This window comes from Haemophilus sp. SZY H8 (genome assembly GCF_018829755.1).
GTDB lineage: Bacteria > Pseudomonadota > Gammaproteobacteria > Enterobacterales > Pasteurellaceae > Haemophilus > Haemophilus haemolyticus_K.
The window spans coordinates 250631-277191 of the sequence record NZ_JAHKJY010000002.1; the positions used below are offsets into that span (position 1 = coordinate 250631).

Genomic DNA, 26561 nt, shown 5'->3' on the forward strand with positions numbered 1-26561 from the left:
CACCGCACTTTTCAAAGAAATTAATCGGTAGAAGTAAAACTCTCCTGGATTCTACCGCACTTTTTCCAGTTTTGCCAAATGTGCAATGAGCCATTTAATGCCTTGCGCTTGGAAGGCAATTTGGAGGCGAGTATTGTTATCTGATCCTTCGACGTTAATGACTGTGCCAAAACCGAATTTTTCATGTTTGACTTTTTGACCCATTTTCCATTCATTTTCGACCGCACTGGTATTGGACAATGAACCGACTTTTGCTAGATTCATTGCGCGCGTGACAGTTCCTCGTAAACGAATTTCTTGGATACATTCTCTCGGTAATTCGGCGATAAACCGTGATGGTAAATGGCGTTCTTCTTTTGCATATAACCGACGGCTTTCCGCATAAGAGATTGTTAGTTTTTTCTTCGCGCGAGTAATGCCGACATAAGCTAAACGACGTTCTTCTTCTAAACGTCCCGGTTCTTCAAAAGAACGGAAACTTGGGAATAAACCTTCTTCTACGCCAACCATAAATACACGAGGAAATTCTAGACCTTTCGCAGAGTGCAACGTCATCATTTCTACACAAGATTGATGTGGCGAGGCTTGTTCTTCACCCGCTTCTAAAGAGGCGTGAGTTAAAAAGGCAGTGAGTTCCGTCATATCTTCTGTATCATCAGGTTTGATGAATTCACGGGTTGCCGTGACTAATTCTTCCAAGTTTTCAATCCGCACTTCGCCTTTTTCACCTTTTTCTTGTTTATACATTTCATATAAACCTGAATGTTTAATCACGAAATCGGTTTGTGCGAAAAGCGGCATTTCTGCGGTATCAAGTTGTAGTGAATTAATTAATTCCTGGAAACGCAATAATGCTGTTGAGGCTCGCCCAGCCAACATATTTTCTTGTGTTGCGACTTGTACTGCTTGCCATAAGGTAATTTGGCGTTCGCGGGTTAAGTTGCGCAATATATCTAAAGTGCGGTCGCCAATGCCACGCGTTGGCGTATTAATTACACGCTCAAAAGCTGCATCATCTTGACGATTATTAATCAAACGAAGATAGGCTAAAGCATCTTTAATTTCTTGACGTTCGAAGAAACGCATACCGCCATAAATACGATATGGAATTTGACAACGAATTAAGGCTTCTTCAATAACACGTGATTGGCTATTACTACGATAAAGTACAGCGCAATCATCAAGTTTTCCGCCATGTTCTACCCAATCCTGAATTTGTGAGGCAACAAATTTTGCTTCGTCCAATTCATTAAAGGCGGCATAGATGCCCACAGGATCGCCTTTTTCACCCTCTGTCCATAAATTTTTACCAAGACGATCAGTATTGTTTGCAATTAATTCATTTGCGCTGTTTAGGATATTGGCGGTAGAACGATAGTTTTGTTCAAGGCGGATTGTTTCGGCTTTGAAATCTTTCAAGAATTTTTGAATATTTTCGATTTGTGCGCCACGCCAACCGTATATAGATTGATCGTCATCGCCTACTATCATGACTTTGCCCGTTTCTCCAGCAAGAATTTTAATCCACTTATATTGAATTTTATTGGTGTCTTGAAATTCATCCACCAAAATATGCTGAAAACGTTGTTGATAACGTTGCAGAATTAATGGTTTTTTCTCAAATAATTCATAGGCCCGAATTAATAATTCAGCAAAATCGACCAATCCTGCACGATCGCAAGTGTCTTGATAGATCTTATAAATTTTAATCCATTCACGCTCTTGACGATCATTAAAATATTCAATGTCGTTTGGTCGCAAGCCTTCATCTTTTTTGTTATTGATGTACCAACAAGCCTGTTTCGGCGGAAAAGCTTTCTCATCAAAATTATGTAATTTTAATAACCGTTTAATTAAACGAAGTTGATCTTCTGAATCCAAAATTTGGAAATCTTGTGGCAATCCTACATCTAAATGATGAGCTCGCAATAAACGATGGGCAATGCTGTGAAAGGTGCCAATCCACATACCAAATAATTGATGTTGTGCGTGTTTAGCAAGGGTAGCTTGAATACGATGACGCATTTCTGCTGCTGCTTTATTGGTAAACGTTACTGCCATAATGCTGCCTTCAGAAATATTTTCTACCGCAATTAACCAAGCGATACGGTGTGTCAATACACGCGTTTTGCCAGAGCCTGCACCTGCTAGCACTAAGTGATTACCAAGAGGAGCAGCTACGGCTTCGCGTTGTTTATCGTTAAGTCCGTCAAGTAATTCAGAAATATCCATAACAATTAAACTGTTCAAATTTACAGTTATTATAATCCTATTTCTCTTTTGAAACAATAAGATTTGTAGGTATATCAAAAGTAGGGTAAAACATTTTCGAATAATATTAAGCAGGATTATCTATATCCTTAAACTCAACATCAAAACCATATGCTTTAGAAAGCCATTCTCCTAATATTTTTATACCATAGCGTTCTGTTGCGTGATGACCAGCAGCAAAAAAATGAATGCCCTGTTCACGTGCAGAATGAATAGTTTGCTCAGATACCTCACCTGTAACAAATGCATCACAGCCTTGCGCAGCAGCAAGATCAATATAACCTTGTCCTCCTCCTGTACAAATTCCTACTTTTCGAATCAGGCACGGACCATTTTCAATACAAATTAATGGCTTTCTATTCAAAACTTTTTCTATTTTCTCTGCAAATTCTTCTCCCGTCATAGGGGATCGCAATTCCCCCCAAACAGGAATGCTCATCGGCGACTTTTCTAGTGGGTGTAACTGTTCAATACCAAGTAATTCTGCTAACTGGGCGTTATTTCCTAATTCAGAATGAATATCTAATGGTAAATGATAGCTATATAAATTTATATCATTCACAAGCAAACTTTTTATTCGTTTACCTTTCATTCCTCGAATACAAGGATTTTCACTTTTCCAAAAATAGCCATGATGAACAATAATAGCATCAGCATCTTGCTCAATGGCATAATTAATCAATGCTTGACTTGCTGTAACTCCTGTAATGATTTTATGAACATTTACTTTGCCTTCTACTTGCAAACCATTTGGCGCATAGTCAGTGATTTTTTCAGAATTAAGTTTTAGGTTAAGAAGTTGCTCAAGTTCAATGTTATTCATAATTAATATAAATAGGAAAAAGATAAGATATGGTACAAAATTCCAAAAAAAATGGCTAGCACAAAGGAGTGGGGGAAGTGTGCTAGCCAGGTTTGATTATGATTACTATCCTAAAACAGGAATCATTATATACTAAATTATATATCGATCAATAAAAAAATAATATTTCTTTCTATTACTCAATACCAATCAATTTATGTGTTTGTAAACTTAGCTGCCATTTAGGTTTATTTGGGCGTTGATTCAACTGACCAAGTAAAGTGATAGTCTCAAGTAAATTCATTTCCCCCGCAATTTCACAAGGTGAAAGATAGTAATTCTCTGCTTTTATTTTTTTCTCAATCAATTCACAAAATGATGATATATTACCATCCATGACAATACGTACTTCATTTGCAAATGGAATACAGCGCTTTTCATACTTATGCGCATAAAGGCTCTTAGGACTCGTCGCAATATAATCTATTTGAGCAGGAACTGTCTTTAGACCATTAGTTTCAATTGCAAGAAAATAGCCATCTGCTTTAAATTGCTCAAGTAAATATTCAATTTTTGGCACAATTGTTGGCTCACCACCAGTGATGATAATATTCTTTGATGGAAAGGACCGCACTTTTTCCAAAATCTGTGATACAGACCAGCGTTTAAAATCATTATAAGGTGTATCACACCAAGGACAGTCCAGATTACATTTACCAAATCGTACAAAAATACTTGGCATTCCCGTATTGAACCCTTCTCCTTGTAGACTTTCAAAAATCTCAACTATATTAAAGTGCGGTTCAAAATTATGATATTTTTCCACCGACACTTACTCCTGATACTCACAAAACGAAGTTGGGGTTTCCCATAAACGAATGGCTGATATAGCCAGTTGTTCATCATGTTTTAAACGATTAAAAATAAAACGAGCCATTTCTTCTGCCGTCGTTCTAAAAGGAACACCAAACGTTTTTGAGTTTAACTTTTGCAATAGCGCGGCAATTTGGCTTTCTCGCTCACTGGTTTGATCATAAATGAATGCATGATCCATCGGATCTAAAATAGTTTTTTTCACAATAGACTTTAGATCTGAAAAATCAATAACCATTGCTTTTTTTGCACCAGACTCATATAAATCACCCGAAATTTCAACTTGTAATTTATATGTGTGCCCATGTAAATTTTGACATTTCCCGTCATGCCCATCTAATAAATGTGCCATATCAAAGCTAAATTCTTTGGATATTTTAAACATTTTTTCCACCTTTCTGAGCCAAATACTCCTTCAGACCTTTATCGCGTAAAATACAACTTGGGCATTGACTACATCCTCCATCTACACCTTCATAACAAGTATGAGTATAGTTACGCACATAGTCTAGCACTCCTAACTCATCAGCAAGTTGCCAAGTCTGTGCTTTGGTGAGATACATTAATGGCGTTTTGATGTTAAATTGATAATCCATTGCAAGATTTAATGTGACATTCATAGACTTTATAAACACGTCTCGACAATCGGGATAACCACTAAAATCCGTTTCACAAACACCGGTAATAATATCCTGAATACCCTGTCCCTTGGCATAAATTGCAGCATAAAGCAAAAACAATGCGTTACGGCCGTCAACAAAAGTATTGGGTAATTTATTGTCTTTTTGTTCAATATGCACGTTCTCATCCATTAAAGCATTGTGAGTGATGGCTTTAATAACAGAAGTATCAATAAATGTTTGTTTCACACCTAAATCTTGTACAATCCATTTTGCTTTTTCTAATTCAATTGAATGACGTTGTCCATACTGAAATGTAATAGTTTCAACATTTTCTTTGCCATATTCAGCAATAGCTTGAAACAAACAGGTAGTGGAGTCTTGCCCACCAGAAAAGATAACAATCGCTTTACGATTATAATTTGGATTGGAAATATTCATATTTTACCTAGTTTTTTTATGTAGGAGGTTTGCGAACTACGAATTGAGGGCGTGCATTCTAGTGCTAAATAAGATCTTTTACAATAAAAATGGCTACCTAATTGAGTAGCCATTTAAATATTTACTTCCAAATACGATAATCTAATACTCTCTTACTTAACTCTGGATAATCACTGATATTAAATTCAGGTGTTTTTCCAGATCTAAGTTGGCGTTGATAGTCTTTCATTAATTTCCATACAATAGGAGAAAGCATTAAAATAGCCACTAAATTAATAATAGCCATAACCGCCATCACAGTATCCGCAAAACTCCAAACAACATTTCCTGATCGTACTGCACCAAAATAAACAAAAAATAGCACCATTAATCGGAATAAAAAAATAAACCAAGGTTTATTCTTAATAAAACGAATATTACTCTCCGCATAGGCATAGTTCCCAATAATGGAAGAATAAGCAAATAACAATAAAATAAAAGCAAGAAAATGCACGCCAAATTCACCGACATGATATTGTAATGCAGTTTGCGTAAGAGAAATACTTTTTAGTGTTTCATTACCATAATTATTGGAAAGCAAAATAATAATTGCCGTACAAGTACAAACAATCATGGTATCAACAAACACTCCCAGCATTTGAACTAATCCTTGACTAACTGGGTGTTTTACATGGGCTGCGGCTGCAGCATTTGGTGCCGATCCCATTCCTGCTTCGTTCGAAAATAACCCACGTTTAATCCCCATCATCATAGCTTTTGACACTAATGCTCCAAACATGCCTCCTGCTGCAGCATCAAAATTAAATGCACTTTTAATAATATTACTTAAAACACGAGGAATCATTTCTGTATGCATTCCCAAAATAATCACTGCCATAATGAGATAAAAAAGTGCCATCATTGGGACTAAGCTACTTGAAATTACTGCAATACGCTTAATTCCACCAAAAATAATAAGCGCAGTTAAAATCACTAATGCAAGACCAACGTATTCACCTTGCCAATTCCAAGCATTTTGAGTTGCTTCAACAATAGAATTAGCCTGAACAGAATTAAATGCAAAACCAAAGGTAAAAATTAATGCCACGGCAAATGAGACTGCCATGCAACGTGATTGTAATCCTTGAATAATGTAGTATGCGGGGCCACCGCGAAATGATCCATCTTTATCTTGAACTTTAAATAATTGTGCCAAGGTTGATTCAGCAAAAGCACTTGACATACCAATAAATGCAGTCACCCACATCCAGAATACAGCACCTTCTCCACCCAATGCAATAGCCGTTGCTACCCCACCAATATTGCCTACTCCTACACGGCTAGCTAATCCTGTAGCAAAGGCTTGAAATGGTGTAAGAGAATTCCCCTCGGTTGCTCTACCAAACCACATTTCTCGAATGCTTGCTGGGAAAAGGCGAAACTGTACAAATCCAGTTGTTATAGTAAAAAACAATCCGGTACCTAATAAAATAATAATAGTGATATCCCATAAAGGAGCATCAATGTGTGAAACAATCCAACTTAATGCTTGTTCCAAAATTTTAGAAAATTCAAACTCCATAAAACACCCTCAAAAAGTAAAAATCTAATTATATGAATTCAAGGTATAATTTCGATAATTTTTAATCGACTCAACAAAAAAACAGCAATAACAAAGAAAAAATCTAATAAATGAGAAATATTTTAGATGTTTTCAAAAATTAAAATTGAAGTTAACGTTTATAATTTAAAAATTGAATTAAACTATTCACCTCATCTTTCCAGTTCTTATTCATTAATTCAATCCATTTCTCAATAATAATCTTATTAGAAACCTGAGCTGCCTTTTCTAAATCTTCAGCCAACTTATGTAATTGAATGAGTCCTACCGATGCTGTGGCTCCTTTAATTTTATGAGCAAAGGATTCCGTTTCTTTTAAATTATTAACTGATAGTTTAGACAAATAGGTGGGCATTACTTGTTTAAAAATATCTAAATTAGCCAAAACTTGTGCTTTACCTAAAGTTTCAATGAGATCCAAATCAAATACTTCTGTATTATCATTTTCTTGTATTTTTACAATAGGATGAGATTCATCTGAGAAAAAGTATTGCAGACAATGCTGTAAGTCTTTAATTAAAATAGGTTTACGCAATACGCCATCCATCCCCATTTCAAGATAGTCTTTCTCACTATGCATCACATTAGCCGTGAATGCGATCATCGGTGGTAAAAAATCATAAATCCCTTCTTCATAATTTTTTCGTAAATATTGCGCAATATCAAACCCCGTCATATCTGGCAATTTAATATCAAGCAATAGTAAATCATAGGAGTTTTTTTCAAATAGCGCGATGGCTTGCTGACCATTTATCGCCACATCTACCCGATGCCCCAACTTCTCTAAAATTGTTTTTGCAACAATAACATTGAGTTCAACATCTTCAACTAAAAGAATATGTAAATGAGGAATAACTTGATGATTAATTGTGTTAATTTGCGTTTCTTCTGCCTGAATAGATAAATAGAATGTTGATCCCTTTCCTAATTCACTTTCAACTCTCAAATCCCCCTGCATCAATCTAGCAAGATTTTTAGATATTGCTAACCCAATACCACTGCCCGCACTTTGCTGACGACTCTCTTTTACTTGGTAATAAAGTTCAAAAATACGAGACTGCTCTTTTGGTGCGATCCCCATTCCTGTATCAATCACATTAAAATAATAATAATCTTTCTCCCGACTTACTTTTAATGTAATTTCCCCATGATCAGTAAATTTCACCGCATTACTAATTAAATTCCATAAAATTTGGCTTAAACGAACACGATCTAAGGTTAAATAATTAGGTAAACCTGGCTCTGTAATCAAATGAAAGGTAAGATGTTTTTGCTTTGCTAAAAAACTAGCGAAATTATAAATATCATTCAATAATGCAGGAAAATCTGTTGGTTGTAGATTTAACTCTATCCGGCTTGCATCAATTTTCTCTAAATCAATAATATCACTAAAAATATACCCTAAGCTTACCGCACTTATGTTGATCGTTTTCAAATAATTGCGTTGTTTATCATCTAATTTATCATCAAGTAAAATTTGGCTTAAACCCACAATACCATTTAATGGTGTACGCAACTCATGACTAATAGTAGCAAGTAAAGTGCTTTTATCTCTATTATGTTTTTCTAATTTTTCTAGCGCATCGGAAAGTTTTTGCTGAGCAATGATTCGCTCATTCACTTCCTTTTCTAATCGATTAACAGAACAAGATAGCTCTAAACGTGAACGTTCCAATCTTTCAACAAGCAACGTAAAAAAATAAATCACAAAAGGTGCAGTGAGCAATCCAAATGTAACTGATCGAATAATATCGCCCCAAGAGATAGTATGCACAATAAAAAAACTAAATAAAATTTGGGTACATAGTGCAAAAATAGCCAAAATCGTTACGCCTAATAAAGAAAAACGAATTCGTCCTAAACGAATGACCCAATCAACGTAACGCTGTGCAAAATGCTTTATATTTTTCATTATTAGCCCTCTTTAAAATCATCCGAACTATAAGAATCTAAATCATCCAATGTATTAAAATTCTCGAAATGCCCTTCTTCTTTCGTAAATTTTACTGAAATTCCATCATTTTCTTTCATAAACTGTAAAAGACGTCGTTCACCCGATGCTAAATAGTGTCGTAATTTTTCTTTTAGCTGAACAGATATCAAACAAAAAACGGGGTGTTCACGTTCTTCATCGCAAGCATAAGCAATTAAAGTGCGGTCATTTTTAACCGCACTTTTGAGTTTATCTAAAAGATTCATAGGGAAAAAAGGCGTATCGCAAGGTGTAAAAAGGACAAAGTCACTTTTTGTCTTTTCTAGGGCTGTTAGCATGCCGCTCAATGGACCTTGAAAATCGGGTAGTTCATCGGAAAAAACAAGAAAGCCAAATTTCGCATATTCTGTTTGACTTCGGTTAGCATTAATCGAAATATCATGAACTTGTGGTTGCAAGCGATGAATAACATGTTGAATTAAAGATTGTTTACCTAAAATCTGTAATCCCTTATCTTGCCCACCCATTCTGCGTGCTTTGCCACCAGCCAAAATTACCGCGCTTATTGTGATTGTCATATTTTAATCTATCGTTATTTCAAGTATCATTTGCCTATTTTTTACGATTAAAAAGGAAATAGCAATGAAATGTAAACGTTTAAATGAAGTTTTGGAACTTTTACAGCCTTATTGGTCTAAAGACCCAGACTTGAGCTTAATGGAAATTTTGCAAAAAATTGCCGATGAATCAGGTTTCCAAAAGCCATTAAATGAATTAACTGATGAAGTGATTATTTATCAGTTAAAAATGGATGGTACAGATAAACATGAGCCAATTCCTGGTCTCAAAAAAGATTACGAAGAAGATTTTAAAACCGCATTGCTCCGTGCTCGCGGTATCATTAAATAAGAAGGAAAGCAAATGAAAAAAGTATTACTTGCGTTAGGTTTAGGTATCAGCGCGCTTATGTCTGTAAATAGTTTTGCTGCAGATTTACAAGAAGGCAAACAATATGTTCAAGTGAGTCAACAGGCTTCACAGCAAAAAGAAGTGATTGAATTTTTTTCATTCTACTGTCCGCATTGTTACGCCTTTGAAATGGAATACAAAATTCCACAACAAGTCGCAGATGCTTTACCAAAAGACGTGAAATTTAAACAATATCATGTGAATTTCTTAGGTCGCCAGTCTGAAAACTTAACTCGTGCTTGGGCGTTAGCAATGGCATTAGGTGCTGAAAGCAAAGTAAAGGCACCATTATTTGAAGCGGCTCAAAAGGATGCCTTGAAATCAATGGATGATATTCGAGCTATTTTCTTATCAAATGGTGTAACTACCGAGCAATTTGATGGTGGCATTAATAGTTTTGCAGTAAATGGTTTAGTTAATAAACAAGTAAATGCAGCAGAACAATTTAAAGTGCATGGCGTACCTGATTTTTATGTCAATGGTAAATTCCGCGTAAACCCTGAAGGTTTAAATTACGATGATTTCGTGAAAGATTATGTGCAAACCGTAAAAGGTTTATTGCAAAAATAACGAAAAATTGGTTTAATGCCTGCCCTATTTTGTAAATATTAATGAAAGAAGAGAGAATATTATGGCTGCAAGTTTTAGCGTAACGCGTCGTTTCTTTGACGACAAAAACTACCCACGTGGTTTTTCCCGTCACGGTGATTACACAATCAAAGAATCACAGGTGCTTGAGCAATATGGCCAAGCGTTCAAAACATTGGACTTAGGGGAACGTGAGCCAGCGACTAAAGAAGAAAAAGATTTCGTCGCGTTTTGCCGTGGTGAGCGCGCAGCAGAGACTTTCTTTGAAAAAACTTGGAATAAATATCGTACTCGTATTAACACTAAAAAACGTGTTTACACCTTATCTGGTGATGTGAGTGAGGCTGCCTCTGGCGGTGAAGATTATTCCGGCGAATAAGATATGTTAAATAAGGCAGGCGGAAGTCTGCCTTTTGTTTTTGAATAGCTTGTTAAATCAGGCGTAATTCACGGCTGATAACTTTATTCTCCTATCTTTGTATGAACGATTCATCTTCATACGCCCTATGAATACTAATTTCTATGCAATTACCGATTTCTCAATACACCGAACTCCTGCAAAAAAAATACGAAAAACTGACCGTACTTTTGCGCACTTTTAATGCGCCTGATATTCAAGTTTTTGACTCTCCAACAAGTCATTATCGCATGCGTGCGGAGTTTCGTATTTGGCACGAGCAAGATGATTTTTACCACATTATGTTTGATCAGGCGACCAAACAACGTTATCGCATTGATGAATTCCCTATCGCAAGCGAACTCATTAATCGCATGATGCAAACCCTGTTGCCTTTATTAAAAACGCAAGATGTATTACACAAAAAACTGTTCCAAATTGATTATCTCAGCACCCTGAGCAACAAAATCATCGTGAGCCTGTTGTATCACAAACCACTTACTGAAGAATGGGAAAGTGCAGCAAAAAATTTGAAAGAAAAATTGACCGCACTTGGCTTTGATGTGCAGCTTATCGGACGTGCCAGCAAACAAAAAATCTGCTTAGATCAAGATTATGTGGATGAAGTTTTACCTGTGAATGGCAGAAATTATATTTATCGTCAAGTCGAGAACAGTTTTACCCAGCCAAATGCAACGGTAAACTGCAAAATGCTTGAATGGGCAATTGATTGCACTCAAAATAGTGAAGGTGATTTATTAGAGCTTTACTGCGGAAACGGTAATTTTTCTATCGCACTTGCACAAAATTTTCGTAAGGTTTTAGCAACAGAAATTGCAAAGCCTTCCGTAGCCGCCGCACAATTTAATATTGCTGAAAATAAAGTCGATAATTTACAAATTATCCGTATGTCAGCAGAAGAATTTACGCAGGCTATGAATGGGGTTCGAGCCTTTAACCGCTTGAAAGAGATTGATTTGAAAGCTTACGAATGCAATACCATTTTTGTTGATCCTCCTCGCTCTGGGCTTGATCCTGATACAGTGAAACTTGTACAAAATTACGATCGCATTTTGTATATTTCCTGTAATCCACATACGCTGTGCGATAATCTTGTTGAACTATCAAAAACGCACCGCATTGAAAAAGCGGCGTTATTTGACCAATTCCCTTATACTGACCACATGGAAAGCGGCGTATGGCTCATTCGCAAGTAGGTATTCAACTAATTTCTGAATCTCCAGAAAAAACATTAGAAAAATTGACCGCACTTTGTGCTGGACATAACATTATTCATGATGAACAAAGCCCACTTGCGCTTGTTCAAACCGATGAACGTTTAGAGCTTCGTAAATTAGATGAACCTAAACTCGGGGCGGTTTATGTTGATTTTGTAGGCGGCACAATGGCTCATCGTCGTAAATTCGGTGGTGGTCGCGGTGAAGCTGTAGCGAAAGCGGTAGGGATTAAAGGTTCGGAATTGCCAACAGTTATTGATGCAACAGCAGGTTTAGGGCGTGATGCCTTTGTGCTAGCCTCGATTGGCTGCCAAGTGCGTTTAGTAGAACGCCATCCTGTTGTTTTTTTACTTCTGCAAGATGGTTTAAATCGTGCCTATCAAGATGAGGAAATTGGCGAGATGTTGCAACAAAATTTGCGCTTGCTGAATGTTCAGCATATTAATGAACTTGATCCTAATGCTGATTATGCCGATGTGGTTTATCTCGATCCAATGTATCCGCATAAACAAAAATCTGCGTTAGTAAAAAAAGAAATGCGCGTATTCCAGCATTTAGTCGGGGCTGATTTAGATGCCGATGAATTGCTTTTACCTGCATTACAACTTGCTAAAAAACGTGTGGTCGTGAAGCGCCCTGACTATGCAGAGTTTCTTTGTGGAAAACAACCGCACTTTAGCCGTGAAACGAAAAATCATCGCTTTGATATTTATATGGGGGCATCCCAATGCTAAGAGAAAGTGCCGTTGTTATTAGCTATGAAAATGGCATTGCCAAAGTGAAATGCCAATCCCAAAGTGCCTGTGGCCAATGCGCAGCTAAAAACAGTTGTGGAACATCAAGCCTTTCCGAATTAAACGGTAAACGTGGCGAGCATATTTTTAATGTGGAAACATTAATGCCATTACGCGAAGGTCAAATTGTTGAAATAGGATTAGAAGAAAAATCAATGCTACTTTCTGCCTTATTAATGTATATCGTGCCACTTTTAACACTGGTATTAAGTACTTTAATTTCTGATTATATTAGTCACAATGAAATTCTTCGTACAATATTAATATTTTTTTCCACCGCTATTTCATTTATCGTTGTGAAAATATATAGCAGAAATTTAGCACAAAAAACGGAGTTTCATCCTACTTTATTACGCGTTCTCTCATAAATAACATTTAATCTGTTAACTTCTGCAAACCAAAATGTCGATAAGTCTGTGATGTAGCAATTCGCCCACGTGGGGTACGTTGTAAAAAACCTTGCTGAATCAAATAAGGTTCTAAAACATCCTCAATAGTATCGCGTTCTTCACCGATTGCAGCTGCAAGATTATCCAGCCCTACTGGCCCGCCGTCAAAACGCTCAATAACTGCAGACAATAATTTTCTATCTAAATAATCAAATCCGGCATCGTCTACATCCAGCATTGAAAGCGCTTGTTTTGCCACATCTACAGAAATGATGCCACCATTACGCACATCTGCATAATCACGCACACGTCGTAATAAACGGTTTGCAATTCGAGGCGTGCCTCGTGAACGACGAGCCACCTCAAAAGCAGCTTGCTGTTCTAATTCAAGATTCAAACACCCCGCACTTCTTGCAACGATAGATGTTAAATCTTCTACAGAATAGAATTCCAAACGTTGCACAATACCAAAACGATCACGCAATGGTGAAGTCAAAGAACCCGCTCTAGTCGTCGCGCCAACCAAAGTAAAAGGTGGCAAATCTAATTTAATAGAACGAGCAGCTGGCCCCTCACCAATCATAATATCCAATTGATAGTCTTCCATTGCCGGATAAAGGACTTCTTCAATAGCAGGGGAAAGTCGATGAATTTCATCAATAAATAACACATCATGCGGTTCAAGATTAGTAAGCATTGCGGCTAAATCCCCCGCTTTTTCCAATACAGGTCCTGATGTCGTACGAATATTCACGCCCATTTCATTTGCTACAATATTAGCAAGCGTTGTTTTTCCCAAACCTGGAGGGCCAAAAATCAATAAATGATCTAAGGCATCTTGACGTAGTTTGGCTGCCTTGATGAAAATATCCATTTGCTCGCGCACTTGCGGCTGCCCAACATAATCTGCTAATAATTTCGGACGAATAGCGCGATCAATAACATCTTCATCAAGCTTAGCTTGGCCGCTAATAATTCTATCTGCTTCAATCATATCTCACCTACAGAGCGGCTTTTAACGCTTCGCGTATAACTTGTTCACTAGTTAATTCTGGCTTAGCAACCCGTTTCACCATTTTTTCTGCTTCTGCAGCTTTGTAACCTAAGGCAATCAAGGCTGAAATAGCTTCATCAGATGAACTTTCTGAGTGGGATTCAATGGATGGAATTGACGGAATATGAGTACTTTCTACAAAGAAATCGCTTTGTTTTACGCCCTTAAATTTACCTTTGAGCTCAACTAACAAACGTTCAGCTGTTTTTTTGCCAACTCCTGGAATTTTAGTGAGTTTAGAGAGCTCTTCTCTCTCTATCGCATAAGCAAATTGTTCGACAGACATGGCGGATAAAATCGCTAAGGCTAATTTAGGCCCCACCCCATTTGTTTTAATTAATTCACGAAATAAAGTACGGTCTGTTTTCTGGGCAAATCCAAAGAGTAAGTGAGCATCTTCCCGAACAACAAGATGGGTGAATAAAGTAGTTTCTTGACCAATTTCTGGTAAGTCATAGAAACTCGTCATAGGCAAAAGCAATTCATAGCCTACGCCTTGCACATTAAGTAAAATTTCTGGAGGTTGTTTTTCTAAAAGAATGCCTTGTAAGCGACCAATCATAATTCTTCCGAATGATAAAAAACTTAGCGCATAGAATAAAATAAAACTGGACGAACATCCAGTTAAATTTTTAATCTAAAGCGTCCTCGGCTATATCTGGTCTTTAAAAGTGCGGTCATTTTTTCTTGCGTTTCTGTCATTTTCACAGAATTGGCAATATGTAAAGAATGTTGAATAGAATGAGCGTGTGTAATCGCGATAGCTAATGCATCCGCAGCATCGGCTTGAGGTTTATCTGACAACTTCAAAATACGAGTCACCATTTCTTGCACTTGCACTTTATCTGCGGAACCAATGCCCACAACCGTTTGTTTTACTAAACGTGCGGCATATTCAAAAACAGGTAAATTATGATTTACTGCAGCAACAATCGCCGTACCACGTGCCTGCCCGAGTTTTAAAGCTGAATCTGCGTTCTTCGCCATAAACACTTGCTCAATTGCAAACATATCAGGGTGAAATTGCGTGATGATTTCAGTTACTCCAGCATAAATGCGTTTCAAACGGGTTGGTAAATCTTCAACTTGAGTACGAATTGCGCCACTACCGAGATATTCCAAATGTCTTCCTGTTTGACGAATCACACCATAACCTGTCACACGAGAACCGGGATCAATGCCTAAAATAATACTCATAAGAATAAAAATAAACGGCTAATCTATTAATACTAGCCGTTTTATTTTTTTATTATTTGTTTGCTTTTACTGTAGCTTTTACATTAACATCGCAATTCTTTACTAGAATTTTGTCTGATTTTTCACCTTTTTCTAAAAGATTTACAGGCACTACAGAATCAAATTTATTTAACGTTAAACCACTATCTACGTTCCAAACATATTTGCCTGAAGTAAATGAAGTAAAATCTTTTTGCGCTGTATCACGAGAAAAATCTTTCGCGATAACTTTGTTACCAACCATCACCATTGCAGCTGTGGCTTCCTGATTCTCAAATTGATAAACTGCCGTAACCGTTTTTTTATTACAAGAATAAACAACAGTTTTATCTGTTACGGTTGGCATTGCACCTTGAGCTGGTTTTGATTCCATTTTTGCTGTTTCACTTGCACAAGCGGATAATACAACAAACGCAGCCATTACAGGCAATACTTTTACTAATTTCATTATTATCTCCTTAAAATTACAGCTGAGCTGCAATTTCATCACTAATTTCACCGTTATGATATACGTTTTGTACATCATCACAGTCTTCTAACATATCAATTAAACGCAACAATTTAGGCGCAGTTTCAAGATCAAGATCGACGGTAGTTGATGGAATCATTGTCACTTCAGCTTCTTGAACTTTAAAGCCAGCTGCTTCAATACCATCACGCACCGAACCTAAATCTTCCCAAGCGGTGTAGATTTCAAATGAACCATCATCTTGGGGTTGAATATCATCAGCACCTGCTTCAATTGCTGCTTCAGTTAACGCATCTTCGTCTGCTTCAGTAATTAGAATTAAACCTTTTTTACTAAACAAATAACCAACCGATCCCTCAGTCCCTAAATTACCCCCACATTTAGTGAAACTTGGGCGAACTTGTGAGATCGTACGGTTTGCGTTGTCACTTAGACACTCAACCATCACAGCAGTTCCACCTGGACCATAACCTTCATAAATTTTAGTTTCCATATTGGTGTCATCGCCACCACCTACACCACGATCAATGGCACGGTTGATAGTATCACGCGTCATATTATTGCTAAGCGCTTTATCAACTGCTGCACGTAAACGCGGGTTAGCACTCACATCGCCACCACCAATTTTAGCTGCAGTAACAAGTTCACGAATTAATTTAGTAAAAATTTTACCGCGTTGTGCATCTTGTGCTGCTTTGCGGTGTTTAATATTAGCCCACTTACTATGGCCTGCCATGTTGTTTTCCTTCTATTTTAATTTTAAGAATATATTTTCTAATTGCTTCCGCATTATTGGAAGATTTCGTCATTTGGATCGCTTGTTCAGGTGAAACCCATTGATACGCCAAATGCTCACTTAATATCGGTTCAAATTCCTGCTCAACTGCCAATAAAAACCAATGTTCATGACATTGAGTCACATTCGGTGCGTATTTATATCGGAAATGTGGAAAAATTTCAAATTCTATACTCTCTTTGCAATCAAAAAGTGCGGTGGAATTTTCTTCTATTTTTAATCCGACTTCTTCCCAAACTTCTCGAATCGCCGTTGCTCTTGGTGTTTCATTCGCTTCCAATGTACCTGTGACAGATTGCCAAAAAGTGGAATCATCTTGACGTTGAAGCATAAGAACACGATTCGAGCTTTTCGCATAAATTACCACGAGAACCGATTGATTATTTTTATATTTCAAACTTATCATTTACATGATTGAGAATGGGCGCATCATACCTTTTCTATTAAAAACTTTCAAAAAAATTACCGCACTTTAAAACTAACGTGCGGTAATTATCTTAATTATTTTAGTTTAACCAGCCAACTTGTTGGACAATAAATAATCCTGCAAAGGCGGTTAAGTAGAATAAACCGATAAGAGATAACCATAACAACCCGCCTTTTACACTGTGTTTCGCATGCTTAGTCAGAGATAAATTTAACCAAGCAAAAATTGGTGCTGAAACAAATGAGGCAATCATTGCGAATTTCAACATCGGCCCAACGGCATTATTAAAGTAGAAAATAATCGCTAAACCAGACAATGCTGCCAAAATCATACCGATATTAAGAATTCTCACTGAGCTTTCTTGTTTACTGAATAAAATACGTAAAGATTCAACATTGGTACGCGAATAACCATCAATTACCGTGATTGTTGTACCAAACATACACATGAACGCAATCACCGCAATTAACAAACGCGCCCATTCACCGATAGTACTAGCATACATATTGATAAGTTGCGCAATATATTTTCCGCCCACCATCTCTACGATTTCAGGCGAACCATATTGCACCAATGCACCAAGGGCTAAGAAAACAACGGCTAAAATGGCGGTACCGATGTAACCCACGTTGAAGTCAAATAAACCATCTTGATAAGACACTTTGGTTAAACGACGTTTTGCCACCACCCACATGGAATTAATTGCAGAGATTTCAATTGGCGCAGGCATCCAGCCCATTAAAGCAACTAAAAATGCTAATTTGCTTAATTCCCATGGAGAAGGCGCGACAAAATCAGGTGCGGCTACACCATGGATGCCGTTACGCATAAAGGCAATCACAACGGCGCTTACGGTTGTTACCGTTAAAGCAATCATGATGATTTTCGATAAACTATCTAATAGACGGTATTTCCCTAACAACAAAATGCCGGTTGTCACAAGAATCACTAATGAGCTTAACACGGGCATTGGGAGTGGAATTGGTATAATGAAGGTTAAAATTGCTGCTGTTAATAACCCTACTGCAGCAGTATTAATCACTGTCGCAAAAATGTTTAGAGCTAAGAATAACCAAAGATAGAATTTTCCTTTTTGGCGGTACCCCTCTAACAAAGTATTACCGGTATCTAGGGTATATTGAACACCGAAACGGAAGAAAGGATATTTAAATAAGTTAGCAAGAATAACAATACTTACTAATTCCCAACCATAGATCGCACCCGCTTGGGTTGATGCAATAATATGTGAACCACCGACAGCCGCTGATGCCATCACGATACCAGGACCTAAGGCTGAGAATTTACTCGCCCATGTTGATTTTTCTACTGGAGTTGAAACTTCACTCATAAAATTTTCTCTTATAAATTGACCATAAACTGAAAAAGGCCTTATTTATAATAGAATTTTATCCTTGAGTAAAGTAAACAAAATCCACTTAAAAGCACAAATGAAAAATAAAAATCTAATTATTTTATTTTTTTAGAATATAACTTCAAAACCAATAAGTTTCGCCAGTATTCATACCAAAAAACTGATATCTTTAAGTGAATAAAATTTTTTCAATAAAAAGAAAGTGCAGTCAAAATCAGTTGAATTTTTGACCGCGCTTTATCTTTAAATCACAGAACTTCTGTTTTGCTAGTCTATCTATTAAATAAGTTCAATAATGGATATCTCAAATCTACCGCATTATTAATCTCTATTTATGCGAGGATTTTGTAATTTTAAAATGCCATTCTGACAAATTAAATCAAAACACTCTTTTTGATCCATTTCTCTTCTAGCAAATTTGTCATACATTTCTAGTAATTCAACTGTTTCAATGATTAATGACTCATATTTATTTTTTGCCATATCAATTTGCTGCTGATCTACAGGAATGCGAGATTTTAAGTCTTTATCCTTTTGATGATTCATCACAAGTAACTTGTGAATATTATTCTCATCTAAATCATCAGCCCTATCTTCGATAAAGTTCGTAAAATGTAGATCTAATTGAGCAAGATTAGTTGTTTTAATATTCTGATTAACGCCTTTTATTTCCCCTATAAAAATCTTATTTTTAAATGTAAAGGTAAAGTCTTCTTTCTTCTTATCTTTAAATCCTGAAAAATCCACATCAAATATCTTACTAAAAATATCCTTGACGACATCAACCAACTCATCACCTGAAGTATAAAGAATGGATTTAAACCGAGAATTCTCACTTAATTTACCTTTTGATACTGCAATAGAATCCTTACAACTTTTTATCTGAGCTTCATTCTGTTCTATCTTTTTTAATTGCTCCGCATCATCAAAAAGCATTACTTTATTCATCCAATCAGGAGCCACTGCATTAGGGCTAGCTTTTAATCCAACCTTTTCAAGAAAAAGTTGTAATTCTTCATCAGTAAGAATATCTAATGTTGTTAAAAATAAATTATCCTTCTTACAACAAGTCACTTTATCACTATCTATGGAGCGGAGTAAAATCTCAAAATGATCTCGTTCAGGAAAATAAAAATCAGCTGAAATTCTTACCGTATCTGATAATTTTGTATCTGTTCTCTCAAAATAAAAATCCAAATCAAGTTCTTTATTTAATCTACTAAATAACGTAGATACTTGCGAAGTAATATCCTTAATAGGTGTTTGATATTCTTTATAAGTTAACCTTGTAATGAATTGAACATTTCTAGGATAAATAAATAAAAACTTAGATTTCCTACTATTTATAATCATATTATTCATAGTAAGAAAATCATTAATACAATCTATGCTACTGAAGTCATTCTTATTTTCTCCATTCGCATATATAAAGCCAGCGCGTAAATCAATTATATTTACATCAAACATATCAAATGATTTAGGCGAAGAAAATTTATTTACCTCTTCTACATAAAATTCACCATAATTTCTTCCATGTACGGTTACTAATTGAACTTTCATGCTCCCTCACTTAAAAATAAAGGCGATTATGCAATCGCCTTATATTAAATATTAAATATTATTTTTTATAACCTGAATACTCAATTCACCTAACGCCTGTGGATTCGCAAAACTTGGTGCCTCAGTCATTAAACAAGCTGCGGCTGTTGTTTTCGGGAAGGCGATTACATCACGAATATTTTCTGTGCCTGTTAAAAGCATCGTTAAACGATCTAAACCAAATGCTAAACCTGCATGTGGCGGTGTACCGAATTTTAATGCATCTAACAAGAAGCCGAATTTTTCGCGTTGTTCTTGTTCATTGATACCAAGAATTCGGAATACGGTTTGTTGCATTTTAGGATCGAAAATACGAACAGAACCACCGCCCACTTCGTAGCCATTGATGACCATATCGTAAGCATTTGCTACCGCATCGGTTGGATTCGCTTCTAATTGTTCTGGCGTAAAATCTTTTGGTGAAGTGAATGGGTGGTGCATTGCGGCAAGATTACCCTCGTCATCACGTTCAAACATTGGGAAATCGATCACCCAAAGTGGTTGCCATTCGTCTAAACGAGTTAAGCAAAGATCACGACCTAATTTCAAACGTAACGCACCCATTGCATCCGTGGTGGTTTGCCATTTGTCTGCACCGAAGAATAAGATATCGCCAGTTTGAGCTTTCACACGTTCAGCTAACGCTTTCCATACATCTTCATTTAAGAATTTCGCAATCGGGCTTTGTACGCCTTCAAGGCCAGCATTGATATCGTTTACTTTCGCCCAAGCTAAACCTTTTGCACCGTAAATGCCAACAAATTGTGTATATTCATCAATTTGTTTACGCGTGATTTCAGTACCATTTGGTACACGAATGACTGCCACACGACCGTTTGGATTGTTTGCAGGCTCATTAAATACTTTAAATTCAACATCTTTAACGATATCCGCCACATCAACTAGTTCAAGTGGGTTACGCAAATCTGGTTTATCTGAACCAAAACGAGTCATTGCTTCTTGCCAAGTCATTTGCGGGAATTTACCTAAATCCACACCAATGATATTTTGCCATAAACCATGTACCATGCGTTCCATGATCTCACGTACTTCTGGTGCAGTTAAGAAAGAGGTTTCCACATCGATTTGAGTAAATTCAGGCTGACGATCTGCACGTAAATCTTCATCACGGAAACATTTCACGATTTGATAATAACGATCAAAACCAGACATCATTAAAAGCTGTTTGAAAAGCTGTGGTGATTGTGGCAATGCATAGAATTTGCCTTTATGTACACGGCTTGGCACTAAATAGTCACGCGCACCTTCTGGTGTTGCTTTGGTAAGCATTGGGGTCTCGATATCAAGGAAACCATTGTCATCCATAAAGCGACGCACAAAGCTAGTGATTTTTGCACGAGTTTTTAAACGTTGTGCCATTTCTGGACGACGTAAATCTAAATAACGATATTTTAAACGTTGTTCTTCAGTGTTGTTTTGGTTGAAGTCTAACGGTAAAACGTCAGAAGCATTGTAGATGCGTAATTCTTTTGCTAACACTTCCACTTCGCCTGTCGCCATATTTTTATTAATTTGATTGTCAGGACGCGCGATTACTTCACCTTTAATTTGAATACAAAATTCATTACGTAAGCCTGAAGCTGCAGTTAACGCTTCTTGATATTTCGGATCAAAACAAACTTGCACGATACCATCACGATCACGCATATCAATAAAAATTAGACCGCCTAAATCACGACGGCGGTGAACCCAACCGCTTAATGTGACGTCTTGTCCGATATTGTTACGGTTTAATGCTCCGCAATAATGTGTACGCATCATATTCAATTCCTTAACTCTCTATAAAAATGGAAAAATACCGCAGAATTATACGGAAAAAGGCACGTCTTTTAAATCTTAAACGGAAATTTATTTGACCCCTTGAAAACTTTCCTTAAAATGACCGCACTTTTTAAATATTTTCTAATCTGTAGGATGTAGAAAGTTGAAAAAACACACATCCCGCACACAATGTAAACTATGAAAGATACTATTTTTTCCGCGCCTATTGAAAAACTCGGCGATTTTACCTTCGATGAAAACGTTGCTGAAGTCTTTCCAGACATGATTCAACGCTCCGTACCGGGCTATTCCAACATTATTACTGCAATCGGTATGCTGGCAAAACGTTTCGTCACTGCTGATAGTCATGTTTATGATCTTGGTTGCTCACGAGGTGCCGCCACACTTTCCGCTCGTCGAAATATTCATCAACCAAACGTAAAAATTATTGGCATCGATAATTCTCAACCTATGGTTGAACGTTGTCGCCAACATATTGCAGCGTATCATAGTGAAGTACCTGTAGAAATTCTCTGTGATGATATTCGCCACATTGAGATTAAAAATGCCTCAATGGTCATTCTCAACTTCACCTTGCAATTTTTACCGCCTGAAGATCGCATCGCATTGCTTACCAAAATCTATGAAGGTTTAAATCCAAATGGCGTGCTCGTGTTATCAGAAAAATTCCGTTTTGAAGATGAAAAGGTAAATGAGCTACTGATTGATCTCCACCACCAATTCAAACGTGCTAATGGTTATAGCGAACTTGAAGTGAGTCAGAAACGCACCGCACTTGAAAATGTGATGCGTACAGATTCTATCGAAACACACAAAGTGCGGTTAAAAAACGTAGGATTTTCACAAGTAGAACTTTGGTTCCAATGCTTTAATTTTGGCTCGATGATTGCAGTTAAATAATTCATAACAAATTTATTTAATTCAACTTTTTTATGGCATAATGCCCGCACTTTTATCAAAAAGGATTAAACCAATGCGAATTTTACACACTATGTTACGCGTGGGCGACTTAGATCGTTCAATCAAATTTTATCAAGATGTTTTAGGTATGCGTTTATTGCGTACGAGTGAAAACCCAGAATATAAATATACGCTTGCTTTTTTAGGTTACGAAGATGGCGAAAGTGCGGCAGAAATTGAATTAACATACAACTGGGGCGTAGATAAATATGAACAGGGCACTGCATATGGACATATCGCTATCGGCGTGGATGATATTTATGCGACTTGTGAAGCCGTTCGTGCAAGCGGTGGGAACGTTACTCGCGAAGCAGGACCAGTTAAAGGTGGCTCAACCGTCATTGCCTTTGTTGAAGATCCAGATGGTTATAAAATTGAATTTATCGAAAACAAAAGTACTAAATCTGGTTTAGGCAACTAAAGTGCGGTCAATTTTTATTGTATTTTTAATAACGTAGGGATTCCTACGTTATTTTATTTTTAAGAGATAGATTATGTCCGATTCTCAAGAAATCCCTTATCACAACCAATTAAGAAATCGCTTTCGTGGCTATTTCCCCGTCATTATTGATGTTGAAACTGCAGGTTTTGATGCAAAAAAAGATGCGTTACTCGAACTAGCCGCCATCACATTAAAAATGGATGAAAACGGTTATTTGCATCCTGATCAGAAATGCCATTTTCATATCGAGCCTTTTGAAGGAGCAAATATTAATCCAGAATCCTTGAAATTTAATGGCATTGATATTCACAATCCATTACGTGGCGCAGTGTCTGAACTCGATGCAATCACAGGATTATTTCAAATGGTGCGCAGAGGACAAAAAGATGCAGATTGCCAACGTTCTATTATTGTGGCGCACAATGCTGCTTTTGACCAAAGTTTTGTGATGGCTGCCGCTGAACGTACTGGTGTAAAGCGTAATCCCTTCCACCCTTTTGGAATGTTTGATACAGCAAGTTTAGCAGGCTTGATGTTTGGTCAGACTGTTCTCGTTAAAGCCTGTCTTGCTGCTAAAATCCCGTTTGATGGGAAACAAGCGCACTCTGCGCTATACGACACCGAACGAACAGCAGAATTATTCTGTTATATGGTCAATCATTTAAAAGATTTAGGTGGTTATCCCCATATCATTCCAGACTGCGAAGTAAATGACAAATAAGAATAAATTCAAGAGACAAACTCCACTTAGTCTGCCGAAAGAGAAAAATATGACAGAACAAAACGAAAAAATCATTAATTCATCAGTAAAAATGCTGACAATTGGTGAAGATGAAAGCGGCCAACGTATCGATAATTATTTATTAGCAAAACTCAAAGGTGTGCCCAAAAGTTTAATTTATCGTATTGTGCGGAAAGGTGAAGTGCGGGTAAATAAAGGCCGGATTAAGCCAGAATATAAACTTCAAACAGGTGATATCGTTCGCGTTCCGCCAGTGCGTGTGGCTGAAAAAAACGACGCATCAATTTCAAAAAATCTCAATAAAGTCGCCGCACTTGAAAACCAAATTTTGTTTGAAGATGATTGTTTGATTGTTTTAAATAAACCCTCAGGAATCGCTGTGCATGGAGGGAGTGGTTTAAATTTTGGTGTGATTGAAGCCTTACGAGCACTGCGTCCAGAGGCGCGTTTTTTAGAACTAGTTCATCGTTTGGATCGCGATACATCAGGTATTTTATTAATTGCTAAAAAACGTTCAGCATTACGTAATTTGCATGAACAACTTCGTGTCAAAACCGTTCAAAAAGATTATTTAGCGTTAGTCCGTGGACAATGGCAATCCCATGTAAAAGTTGTTCAAGCACCGCTTTTGAAAAATGAATTATCTAGCGGAGAGCGCATTGTGCGTGTCAGTGAGCAAGGTAAACCATCTGAAACCCGATTTAGCATTGAAGAACGCTATACAAATGCTACGCTCGTGAAGGCTTCACCAGTAACCGGGCGTACACATCAAATTCGTGTACATACACAATATGCTGGACATCCTATTGCATTAGATGATAAATACGGTGATAAAGATTTTGATAAACAAATAAACGAGTTGGGATTGAATCGTTTGTTCTTACATGCCTTTTCAATTCGGTTTGATCACCCTAAAAATGGCGAAACACTACGTTTCAATGCGCCACTAGATCATAAAATGAAAGCAATTTTGCAAAAGTTACGGGAAAGCAAATAGACAACATTTGTGTTTATTGCTACACTTGCGTGCGGAGACAACTCGTTTCTATCACCAAAATTTCATAATAACGACAACAAAGGATAGCAAAATGGCAAAAGGACAATCTTTACAAGATCCTTATTTAAATGCGCTTCGTCGCGAACGCATTCCTGTATCAATCTACCTTGTAAACGGAATCAAACTTCAAGGTCAAATTGAATCATTCGATCAATTCGTGATTTTATTAAAAAACACTGTAAACCAAATGGTATATAAACACGCAATTTCAACCGTTGTGCCTGCGCGCTCTGTTTCTCATCACAATAGCAGCCATCATGTAGCAACAGCTGAAGCCGTTGAAAGCGTGGAAACCCAAGCAGAATAATCATAGATCCATCAATGGATAATCAATATTTATTAAGTGCGGTTGAAAACTCTCAGGAAATTTCAACCGCACTTTCTTCATCGCAACAATTTGAAAAAACGCGTGACACCGCCATTGTAGTTCACGTTTTCTTTGCACAAGATAAAAACACTGACGATCTACAAGAGTTTTTGCTACTCGCTGATTCAGCCGATGTAGATGTATTGGATACAATTACCACCAGTCGTAGCACTCCTCAAGCTAAATACTTTGTAGGAGAGGGAAAAGCTCAAGAAATTGCAGATGCAGTGCAATCACATAATGCTGATGTAGTGCTTTTTAACCATCAATTAACGCCCGCACAAACACGTAACTTAGAAAGTTTATGTCATTGCCGAGTGGTTGATCGCACTGGCGTCATTTTAGATATTTTTGCTCAACGAGCACGCTCTCATGAGGGAAAATTACAGGTTGAACTTGCTCAACTAAAACACTTATCTACTCGATTAGTTCGTCGAAAAACAGGCTTAGATCAACAAAAAGGGGCAGTAGGATTACGTGGACCGGGTGAAACTCAATTAGAAACAGATCGTCGATTGATTAAAGTGCGCATTTCTCAATTACAAAATCGATTGGCAAAAGTGGAGAAACAGCGCAATCAAAATCGCCAAACACGCCAAAAAGCAGATATCCCGACAATTTCACTTGTTGGCTATACCAATGCAGGGAAATCAACCTTATTTAATCGTTTAACCAATGCAGAGGTTTATGCTGCAGATCAGCTTTTTGCAACATTAGATCCAACTTTACGAAAATTACAGATTCAAGATGTAGGCACGGCAATTTTAGCGGATACAGTAGGATTTGTTCGACAACTTCCGCATGATCTTGTTTCAGCCTTTAAATCGACTTTACAAGAAACGGTAGAAGCCAGCTTATTACTCCATGTGATTGATGCAGCTGACTCGCGAAAACAAGAAAATATCGATGCCGTCAATGATGTGCTAGAAGAAATTGGTGCAGGACAAGTGCCAGTTCTATTGGTATATAACAAAATTGATTTGTTGGAAAATGTTGTGCCGCATATCGAATACAATGATGAAAACCAGCCTGTTGCAGTTTATCTCTCCGCGCAAGATGAGCTGGGTATTCATTTATTGTTTGAAGCCATTAAAGTGCGGTTAAAAAACGAGATACTTTCTCTTTCTTTAATTTTACAACCACACGAAGGCAAACTTCGCCATGCTTTTTATCAACTTGATTGTGTACGCCATGAACAAGTTTCTGAACAAGGAGAATTCTTGTTAGATATACAGATTGATAAAATTATGTGGTTAAAGTTATGTAAGCAATTTTCTAGATTAGCAGATATTAAAATACAATCAGACAATGGCTAATTTATA

At 37.0% G+C, this 26561-nt stretch carries 29 protein-coding genes and 1 riboswitch; of the genes, 12 read left to right on the top strand and 17 right to left on the bottom strand.

Features of this window, described 5'->3' with window-relative positions; all coding sequences use genetic code 11:
* Positions 1-51: 51 nt before the first annotated feature.
* The 8 genes from uvrD to mobA all read right to left on the bottom strand — a co-directional run bounded on the left by uvrD (position 52) and on the right by mobA (position 9118).
* Positions 52-2232: a DNA helicase II gene (gene uvrD / locus KKW16_RS04260; protein ID WP_065265333.1), complete on the bottom strand. Its 2181-nt coding sequence runs from the start codon at positions 2230-2232 to the stop codon at positions 52-54.
* Between the two features lie 106 nt (positions 2233-2338).
* Complete coding sequence (locus tag KKW16_RS04265) at positions 2339-3094, bottom strand: Nif3-like dinuclear metal center hexameric protein (RefSeq protein WP_048952856.1); 756 nt, start codon at positions 3092-3094, stop codon at positions 2339-2341.
* A 175-nt stretch (positions 3095-3269) separates the two neighbouring features.
* Positions 3270-3905, bottom strand: coding sequence for a 7-carboxy-7-deazaguanine synthase QueE (locus KKW16_RS04270; protein WP_048952855.1), 636 nt, complete (start codon positions 3903-3905; stop codon positions 3270-3272).
* Positions 3906-4331, bottom strand: a complete 426-nt coding sequence (gene queD / locus KKW16_RS04275; RefSeq protein WP_048952854.1) for a 6-carboxytetrahydropterin synthase QueD — start codon at positions 4329-4331, stop codon at positions 3906-3908.
* Positions 4324-5007 (bottom strand): 7-cyano-7-deazaguanine synthase QueC, encoded by a 684-nt coding sequence (gene queC, locus KKW16_RS04280; protein WP_065265334.1) that lies wholly within the window; start codon positions 5005-5007, stop codon positions 4324-4326. Before queC ends, queD begins: the two co-directional genes overlap by 8 nt.
* A 1-nt stretch (position 5008) precedes the next feature.
* A riboswitch (PreQ1 riboswitch) is annotated at positions 5009-5053 on the bottom strand.
* Between the two features lie 75 nt (positions 5054-5128).
* Positions 5129-6568, bottom strand: a complete 1440-nt coding sequence (locus KKW16_RS04285) for an alanine/glycine:cation symporter family protein (protein WP_065265335.1) — start codon at positions 6566-6568, stop codon at positions 5129-5131.
* 151 nt (positions 6569-6719) lie between these two features.
* Entirely contained in the window at positions 6720-8519 is a 1800-nt protein-coding gene (locus KKW16_RS04290; RefSeq protein WP_065265336.1) for an ATP-binding protein, read from the bottom strand.
* Between the two features lie 2 nt (positions 8520-8521).
* Complete coding sequence (gene mobA, locus KKW16_RS04295; protein ID WP_065265337.1) at positions 8522-9118, bottom strand: molybdenum cofactor guanylyltransferase MobA; 597 nt, start codon at positions 9116-9118, stop codon at positions 8522-8524.
* A gap of 64 nt (positions 9119-9182) precedes the next feature.
* On the opposite strand from mobA, the gene KKW16_RS04300 reads away from it, so the two are divergent.
* The 6 genes from KKW16_RS04300 to KKW16_RS04325 all read left to right on the top strand — a co-directional run bounded on the left by KKW16_RS04300 (position 9183) and on the right by KKW16_RS04325 (position 12894).
* The gene (locus tag KKW16_RS04300; RefSeq protein WP_065265338.1) at positions 9183-9449 is read left to right on the top strand and encodes a YihD family protein; all 267 of its coding nucleotides are present in this window, start codon (positions 9183-9185) and stop codon (positions 9447-9449) included.
* Between the two features lie 12 nt (positions 9450-9461).
* Positions 9462-10079 carry a thiol:disulfide interchange protein DsbA gene (gene dsbA / locus KKW16_RS04305; protein WP_215767932.1) on the top strand — a complete coding sequence of 206 codons (618 nt, stop codon included), beginning with the start codon at positions 9462-9464 and terminating at the stop codon, positions 10077-10079.
* Positions 10080-10140: 61 nt separating this feature from the next.
* Positions 10141-10476, top strand: a complete 336-nt coding sequence (locus tag KKW16_RS04310; RefSeq protein WP_065265340.1) for a MaoP family protein — start codon at positions 10141-10143, stop codon at positions 10474-10476.
* A gap of 143 nt (positions 10477-10619) precedes the next feature.
* On the top strand, positions 10620-11711 hold the full coding sequence (gene trmA / locus KKW16_RS04315) for a tRNA (uridine(54)-C5)-methyltransferase TrmA (RefSeq protein ID WP_065265341.1): 1092 nt from the start codon (positions 10620-10622) through the stop codon (positions 11709-11711).
* Positions 11693-12466: a class I SAM-dependent methyltransferase gene (locus KKW16_RS04320; RefSeq protein ID WP_215767933.1), complete on the top strand. Its 774-nt coding sequence runs from the start codon at positions 11693-11695 to the stop codon at positions 12464-12466. The genes trmA and KKW16_RS04320 overlap by 19 nt, the downstream gene beginning before the upstream one ends.
* Positions 12460-12894 (top strand): SoxR reducing system RseC family protein, encoded by a 435-nt coding sequence (locus tag KKW16_RS04325; RefSeq protein ID WP_048952846.1) that lies wholly within the window; start codon positions 12460-12462, stop codon positions 12892-12894. Before KKW16_RS04320 ends, KKW16_RS04325 begins: the two co-directional genes overlap by 7 nt.
* 7 nt (positions 12895-12901) lie before the next feature.
* On the opposite strand, the gene ruvB is transcribed toward KKW16_RS04325, so the two are convergent.
* From ruvB to aspS, 9 genes are all read right to left on the bottom strand, one after another.
* Positions 12902-13909: a Holliday junction branch migration DNA helicase RuvB gene (gene ruvB, locus KKW16_RS04330; protein ID WP_048952845.1), complete on the bottom strand. Its 1008-nt coding sequence runs from the start codon at positions 13907-13909 to the stop codon at positions 12902-12904.
* Between the two features lie 7 nt (positions 13910-13916).
* A complete protein-coding gene (ruvA, locus tag KKW16_RS04335) occupies positions 13917-14531 on the bottom strand; it encodes a Holliday junction branch migration protein RuvA (protein ID WP_065265344.1) in 615 nt (204 codons plus the stop codon).
* Between the two features lie 62 nt (positions 14532-14593).
* The gene (ruvC, locus tag KKW16_RS04340; protein WP_215767934.1) at positions 14594-15166 is read right to left on the bottom strand and encodes a crossover junction endodeoxyribonuclease RuvC; all 573 of its coding nucleotides are present in this window, start codon (positions 15164-15166) and stop codon (positions 14594-14596) included.
* A 52-nt stretch (positions 15167-15218) separates the two neighbouring features.
* Positions 15219-15653, bottom strand: coding sequence for an ACP-like domain-containing protein (locus KKW16_RS04345; protein ID WP_139989775.1), 435 nt, complete (start codon positions 15651-15653; stop codon positions 15219-15221).
* 16 nt (positions 15654-15669) lie between these two features.
* Entirely contained in the window at positions 15670-16410 is a 741-nt protein-coding gene (locus tag KKW16_RS04350; RefSeq protein WP_048952842.1) for a YebC/PmpR family DNA-binding transcriptional regulator, read from the bottom strand.
* Positions 16397-16876 (bottom strand): dihydroneopterin triphosphate diphosphatase, encoded by a 480-nt coding sequence (nudB, locus tag KKW16_RS04355; RefSeq protein WP_215767935.1) that lies wholly within the window; start codon positions 16874-16876, stop codon positions 16397-16399. The genes KKW16_RS04350 and nudB overlap by 14 nt, the downstream gene beginning before the upstream one ends.
* 100 nt (positions 16877-16976) lie before the next feature.
* Positions 16977-18245, bottom strand: coding sequence for an NRAMP family divalent metal transporter (locus tag KKW16_RS04360; protein ID WP_215767936.1), 1269 nt, complete (start codon positions 18243-18245; stop codon positions 16977-16979).
* 345 nt (positions 18246-18590) lie between these two features.
* Complete coding sequence (locus tag KKW16_RS04365; protein WP_215767937.1) at positions 18591-19829, bottom strand: hypothetical protein; 1239 nt, start codon at positions 19827-19829, stop codon at positions 18591-18593.
* Positions 19830-19880: 51 nt separating this feature from the next.
* Complete coding sequence (aspS, locus tag KKW16_RS04370; RefSeq protein ID WP_215767938.1) at positions 19881-21650, bottom strand: aspartate--tRNA ligase; 1770 nt, start codon at positions 21648-21650, stop codon at positions 19881-19883.
* A gap of 198 nt (positions 21651-21848) precedes the next feature.
* On the opposite strand from aspS, the gene cmoA reads away from it, so the two are divergent.
* The 6 genes from cmoA to hflX all read left to right on the top strand — a co-directional run bounded on the left by cmoA (position 21849) and on the right by hflX (position 26555).
* The gene (gene cmoA, locus KKW16_RS04375; protein WP_215767939.1) at positions 21849-22571 is read left to right on the top strand and encodes a carboxy-S-adenosyl-L-methionine synthase CmoA; all 723 of its coding nucleotides are present in this window, start codon (positions 21849-21851) and stop codon (positions 22569-22571) included.
* A 73-nt stretch (positions 22572-22644) separates the two neighbouring features.
* Complete coding sequence (gene gloA / locus KKW16_RS04380; RefSeq protein WP_111407625.1) at positions 22645-23052, top strand: lactoylglutathione lyase; 408 nt, start codon at positions 22645-22647, stop codon at positions 23050-23052.
* Positions 23053-23125: 73 nt separating this feature from the next.
* Entirely contained in the window at positions 23126-23794 is a 669-nt protein-coding gene (gene rnt / locus KKW16_RS04385) for a ribonuclease T (protein ID WP_111407626.1), read from the top strand.
* Positions 23795-23843: 49 nt separating this feature from the next.
* Positions 23844-24812 (top strand): 23S rRNA pseudouridine(955/2504/2580) synthase RluC, encoded by a 969-nt coding sequence (gene rluC / locus KKW16_RS04390; protein WP_215767940.1) that lies wholly within the window; start codon positions 23844-23846, stop codon positions 24810-24812.
* 91 nt (positions 24813-24903) lie between these two features.
* A complete protein-coding gene (gene hfq / locus KKW16_RS04395) occupies positions 24904-25179 on the top strand; it encodes an RNA chaperone Hfq (protein WP_215767941.1) in 276 nt (91 codons plus the stop codon).
* Positions 25180-25193: 14 nt separating this feature from the next.
* Positions 25194-26555 (top strand): ribosome rescue GTPase HflX, encoded by a 1362-nt coding sequence (gene hflX / locus KKW16_RS04400; protein ID WP_215767942.1) that lies wholly within the window; start codon positions 25194-25196, stop codon positions 26553-26555.
* Positions 26556-26561 lie beyond the last annotated feature (6 nt).

Coding starts and splice junctions, on each gene's coding strand:
- uvrD (WP_065265333.1), bottom strand. CDS start 2,232: ATGGATATTTCTGAATTACTTGACGGACTTAACGATAAACAACGCGAA.
- KKW16_RS04265 (WP_048952856.1), bottom strand. CDS start 3,094: ATGAATAACATTGAACTTGAGCAACTTCTTAACCTAAAACTTAATTCT.
- queD (WP_048952854.1), bottom strand. CDS start 4,331: ATGTTTAAAATATCCAAAGAATTTAGCTTTGATATGGCACATTTATTA.
- queC (WP_065265334.1), bottom strand. CDS start 5,007: ATGAATATTTCCAATCCAAATTATAATCGTAAAGCGATTGTTATCTTT.
- KKW16_RS04285 (WP_065265335.1), bottom strand. CDS start 6,568: ATGGAGTTTGAATTTTCTAAAATTTTGGAACAAGCATTAAGTTGGATT.
- KKW16_RS04290 (WP_065265336.1), bottom strand. CDS start 8,519: ATGAAAAATATAAAGCATTTTGCACAGCGTTACGTTGATTGGGTCATT.
- mobA (WP_065265337.1), bottom strand. CDS start 9,118: ATGACAATCACAATAAGCGCGGTAATTTTGGCTGGTGGCAAAGCACGC.
- KKW16_RS04300 (WP_065265338.1), top strand. CDS start 9,183: ATGAAATGTAAACGTTTAAATGAAGTTTTGGAACTTTTACAGCCTTAT.
- dsbA (WP_215767932.1), top strand. CDS start 9,462: ATGAAAAAAGTATTACTTGCGTTAGGTTTAGGTATCAGCGCGCTTATG.
- KKW16_RS04310 (WP_065265340.1), top strand. CDS start 10,141: ATGGCTGCAAGTTTTAGCGTAACGCGTCGTTTCTTTGACGACAAAAAC.
- trmA (WP_065265341.1), top strand. CDS start 10,620: ATGCAATTACCGATTTCTCAATACACCGAACTCCTGCAAAAAAAATAC.
- KKW16_RS04320 (WP_215767933.1), top strand. CDS start 11,693: ATGGCTCATTCGCAAGTAGGTATTCAACTAATTTCTGAATCTCCAGAA.
- KKW16_RS04325 (WP_048952846.1), top strand. CDS start 12,460: ATGCTAAGAGAAAGTGCCGTTGTTATTAGCTATGAAAATGGCATTGCC.
- ruvB (WP_048952845.1), bottom strand. CDS start 13,909: ATGATTGAAGCAGATAGAATTATTAGCGGCCAAGCTAAGCTTGATGAA.
- ruvA (WP_065265344.1), bottom strand. CDS start 14,531: ATGATTGGTCGCTTACAAGGCATTCTTTTAGAAAAACAACCTCCAGAA.
- ruvC (WP_215767934.1), bottom strand. CDS start 15,166: ATGAGTATTATTTTAGGCATTGATCCCGGTTCTCGTGTGACAGGTTAT.
- KKW16_RS04345 (WP_139989775.1), bottom strand. CDS start 15,653: ATGAAATTAGTAAAAGTATTGCCTGTAATGGCTGCGTTTGTTGTATTA.
- KKW16_RS04350 (WP_048952842.1), bottom strand. CDS start 16,410: ATGGCAGGCCATAGTAAGTGGGCTAATATTAAACACCGCAAAGCAGCA.
- nudB (WP_215767935.1), bottom strand. CDS start 16,876: ATGATAAGTTTGAAATATAAAAATAATCAATCGGTTCTCGTGGTAATT.
- KKW16_RS04360 (WP_215767936.1), bottom strand. CDS start 18,245: ATGAGTGAAGTTTCAACTCCAGTAGAAAAATCAACATGGGCGAGTAAA.
- KKW16_RS04365 (WP_215767937.1), bottom strand. CDS start 19,829: ATGAAAGTTCAATTAGTAACCGTACATGGAAGAAATTATGGTGAATTT.
- aspS (WP_215767938.1), bottom strand. CDS start 21,650: ATGATGCGTACACATTATTGCGGAGCATTAAACCGTAACAATATCGGA.
- cmoA (WP_215767939.1), top strand. CDS start 21,849: ATGAAAGATACTATTTTTTCCGCGCCTATTGAAAAACTCGGCGATTTT.
- gloA (WP_111407625.1), top strand. CDS start 22,645: ATGCGAATTTTACACACTATGTTACGCGTGGGCGACTTAGATCGTTCA.
- rnt (WP_111407626.1), top strand. CDS start 23,126: ATGTCCGATTCTCAAGAAATCCCTTATCACAACCAATTAAGAAATCGC.
- rluC (WP_215767940.1), top strand. CDS start 23,844: ATGACAGAACAAAACGAAAAAATCATTAATTCATCAGTAAAAATGCTG.
- hfq (WP_215767941.1), top strand. CDS start 24,904: ATGGCAAAAGGACAATCTTTACAAGATCCTTATTTAAATGCGCTTCGT.
- hflX (WP_215767942.1), top strand. CDS start 25,194: ATGGATAATCAATATTTATTAAGTGCGGTTGAAAACTCTCAGGAAATT.